This window comes from Telluria sp. AZSoR62 (assembly GCF_058111565.1).
This window is the reverse complement of sequence record NZ_JBYTST010000131.1, coordinates 1-377: the sequence shown is the minus strand read 5'-3', so window position 1 is coordinate 377 and position 377 is coordinate 1. Positions and strand designations below refer to the sequence as shown.

1 protein-coding gene is annotated in these 377 nt (G+C 63.4%); it reads right to left on the bottom strand.

All coding sequences use genetic code 11. The annotated features are described in order from the left end of the window. A partial coding sequence (locus AC3XQU_RS23205; protein WP_489876510.1) for a RyR domain-containing protein occupies positions 1–303 on the bottom strand: 303 nt, incomplete at its 3' end. Between the last annotated feature and the right edge of the window lie 74 nt (positions 304–377).

Here is a 377-nt window from a genome sequence, read left to right as displayed (position 1 = left end):
CGCCTTCTGCTCTGGCGGCAGGTCGGCGTACGGCACGAGGCACGGATGTGTCTTTGCGTCAGCATCTTTCACCGGCCCGTACACCCAACCATCAGCGCTCTTGAAAGCGCACCACGACTCGTGCAACTGCTCTGGCGTGGAACCAGCGAGCGCCTTTTCGACGCCCTCGACCGCCGACGCACGCTGCCAGTCGGGCGCGAGCATCCACGACGGTGACACCGCGGGATCACCAGACACGATCTGAACGGCGCGGTTCGCCTCGTGGCATACGCGGGCGATGTCGACGTGGCTGAACTGGGTCATGAATTCTCCTGTGGGTTGGTGGTTTCGTCGCCGGAACTGATGCCGGCCTTCCCGAACAATGCTTCGATCTCCGA